The 3,182-nt window shown below is 63.5% G+C and carries 4 protein-coding genes; all 4 read left to right on the forward strand.

Translation table 11 applies throughout. The annotated features are described in order from the left end of the window. A partial coding sequence (locus tag HX803_RS32035; protein ID WP_178926063.1) for a mannose-1-phosphate guanylyltransferase/mannose-6-phosphate isomerase occupies positions 1–1,344 on the forward strand: 1,344 nt, incomplete at its 5' end. A gap of 1 nt (position 1,345) precedes the next feature. Next, positions 1,346–2,257 (forward strand): glycosyltransferase family 2 protein, encoded by a 912-nt coding sequence (locus HX803_RS32040; protein ID WP_178926064.1) that lies wholly within the window; start codon positions 1,346–1,348, stop codon positions 2,255–2,257. Between the two features lie 29 nt (positions 2,258–2,286). Next, on the forward strand, positions 2,287–3,063 hold the full coding sequence (locus HX803_RS32045; protein WP_178926065.1) for a polysaccharide biosynthesis/export family protein: 777 nt from the start codon (positions 2,287–2,289) through the stop codon (positions 3,061–3,063). A 14-nt stretch (positions 3,064–3,077) separates the two neighbouring features. After that, positions 3,078–3,182 (forward strand): hypothetical protein (locus tag HX803_RS32930; protein WP_256732991.1); only part of this gene is annotated, 105 nt, incomplete at its 3' end.

Here is a 3,182-nt window from a genome sequence, read left to right on the forward strand (position 1 = left end):
AGCCTGCTGCAAAAGACTTTCCAGCGCGCCGCCAAGTTGCCCGGCGTGGAAAGCGTGCTCACGGTGACCAACCGCGACCTGCTGTTTCGCACCCTCGATGACTACCGTGGGGTGAACAAGGCGCACCTGCCCCTGGACCTGCTGCTGGAGCCGTTCGGTCGCAACACGGCGGCGGCCATCGCGGTCGCGGCGTTGCACGTGCAGGAACATTTTGGTGACGCCGCCCAGTTGCTGGTGATGCCCGCCGACCATCTGATCCTCAATGAAGTGGCGTTCGCCCACGCCGTGACCCAAGCCCGCGACCTCGCCGAGGCCGGCTACCTGGTGACCTTCGGCATCCAGCCCGACCACCCGGAAACCGGCTTTGGCTACATCGAAAAAGGTGAAGCGCTGGACACCGGCAACCGTGTCAAACGCTTTGTCGAAAAACCTGACCTGGCCACCGCCCAGGCCTACCTCGACGGCGGCAAGCACCTGTGGAACGCCGGCATGTTCTGCTTCAAGGCCAGCACCCTGGTGGACGAACTCGCCACCCATGCGCCGGACGTGCTAAGCGCTGCAAGCGCCGCGCTGGAACACAGCCAGAGCCTGCAGAACAAGACCTCACGCCAGCGTGAGCTGGAGGCCGAAGCCTTTGGCAGCGCGCCGGATATCTCCATCGACGTGGCGCTGATGGAAAAATCCAAGCAAGTGGCGGTGGTGCCGTGCGACATCGGCTGGAGCGACATCGGCTCCTGGGAAGCCCTGCGCCAGCTCACCCCCAGCGACGCCCATGGCAACCAGGTCAATGGCGAAGCGATTTTGCATGACGTGCACAACTGCTACATCGACTCACCCAAACGCGTGCTTGGCGCCGTCGGCGTGCGTGACCTGATCATCGTGGACACCCCGGACGCCCTGCTCATCGCCGATGCCAACCGCAGCCAGGATGTGCGCTACATCGTTGCCGAACTCAAACGCCAGAACCATCCGGCGTTCAGCCTGCACCGCACCGTCACCCGGCCGTGGGGCACCTACACCGTGCTGGAGGAAAGCAGCCGGTTCAAGATCAAGCGCATCGTGGTCAAGCCCCAGGCGTCGTTGTCGCTGCAGATGCATCACCACCGCAGCGAACACTGGGTGGTGGTCAGTGGCGCAGCGCAGATCACCAATGGCGAGCGCGAATTCCTGATCAACGCCAACGAGTCCACCTACATCCCGGCCGGGCACAAGCACCGCCTGACCAACCCCGGCATCATCGACCTGGTGATGATCGAGGTGCAGAGCGGCGAGTACCTGGGCGAAGACGACATCGTGCGCTTCGATGACATCTACGGGCGCGCGCCCCTCGACGTGAAAAAATAATATGCGCACCGCGTTGATCATCCCGACCCGCAACGCGTCCAGCCACCTGGCGCGACTGCTGCCGGCACTGCAGATGCAAAGCCTGCAACCGGACGAGATGCTGGTGGTCGACAGCGCCTCCAGCGATGACACCGTGGCGCGCTTTCGTGAGTTTGGCGCGCGGGTCGAAGTGATCGATGCCCGTGATTTCAACCACGGCGGCACGCGGCGTTGGGCCAGCGAGCAGGTTGAGGGCGAGGCCTTGATCGTGATGACCCAGGATGCGATCCCGGCCGCCCCCGACACCTTCGCCAACCTGCTTGACGAACTGCAGCAAGACCCGCTCAACGGCGTGGCCTACGGCCGTCAGCTGCCGCACCCGGGTGCCGGGGTGCTGGGCGCGCAATCGCGGCACTTCAACTACCCGGACCAGAGCCGCAGCAAAAGCCTGGCCGATGCGCCGGAACTGGGGATCAAGACCTGCTTCAGCTCCGATTCGTTTTCGGTGTACCGACGCAGCGCCCTGCAGGCCGTCGGTGGCTTCCCCGCCGATGTGATCGGCAGCGAAGACGCCTACGTGGCCGCGCGCATGCTGCTGGAAGGCTACAAGGTGCGCTACGCCGCTTCGGCGCGGGTGTACCACTCCCACGATTACCGACTCATGGATGAGTTTCACCGCTACTTCGACATTGGCGTGTTCTACGGTCGCGAACCCTGGATCCGTCAGGCCTTTGGCGACGCGGGCGGTGAAGGTAAACGCTATGTACTGGCTGAGCTCGCGGCGTTACGCGCAGCCGGTGCATTGCACCGCGTACCCGAAGTACTGGTGCGCAGCGCGTTCAAGTTGCTCGGCTACCGGCTGGGTCACCTGGAACGCCGGCTCCCCCTCGCCCTCAAGCGGCGCATCAGCATGTTCCCCGGTTATTGGAGGTGAGCATCATGACCAACAGGAAGTCCCAATTGATGAAACGAACCCTGCTCGTCCTGGCCATGATTGCCTTGGCCGCCTGCAATACCCCTGCGCGCATCGTCCGGCCGGATGGCCAGGCCGTCGAGGACGGCAAGCGCGCCCTCGAACAGTTGGCACAACTGCCCCAGGCCGTGGAACGCATCCGCGTCGGCGACCAATTGCGCATCGTGCGTGATGCCGGGGAGATGCCGACGCTGTCGGCGTTCAACGTCAGCACCATCTACGAGCTGACGCTGTACACGGTGCAAACCGACGGCAAGATCAATTACCCGTTCCTGGGGCCGATCCAGGTTGCCGGGCGCCAGCCTTCGGAGCTGGCGACGGAGCTGAGCAACAAGCTTGCCCCGGTCTACCGCGAACCTCGGGTGACGGTGAACATCAACCAGGCACCGGGCAACTCGGTGATCGTCGGCGGCGCGGTGAACAACCCGACGGCGGTGCAGATCGGCACGGCCAACACCCTGGAGCAAGCCATCATCGGTGCGGGTGGGGTGAACCCCTCGGGCGATGCCAGCATGGTCGCCTTGCTGCGCGAGGATGCCCAGGGCGCCTACCACGCCTATTTCCTGGATTTCAGCCAGTACCTCAAACCCGGCCCGAACGGGCGCAAACCGGTACGCCTGCAACGGGGCGACGTGGTGTTCGTGCCTAAATCCAACGTGGGCGAACGCATCCAGGGAGTGGATACCTACTTGAACCAATTGATCCCGTTCACCAAATCCATTGGGGTTGGCTACAACTACACCAAAACCAGCGGCGGCAATAACTAAAGGAGCGACATCCCATGATCGAGATCCGTTCTTTTCGTGATCTTCTGCGCCTGTTCTTCATCTTCCGGCACGAGTTCAAGCTGGCGGCCGTCGCGGCGCTGGTGATCATCCTGCTGGGG

This window comes from Pseudomonas sp. P7548 (assembly GCF_013386585.1).
Classification (GTDB): Bacteria; Pseudomonadota; Gammaproteobacteria; order Pseudomonadales; family Pseudomonadaceae; genus Aquipseudomonas.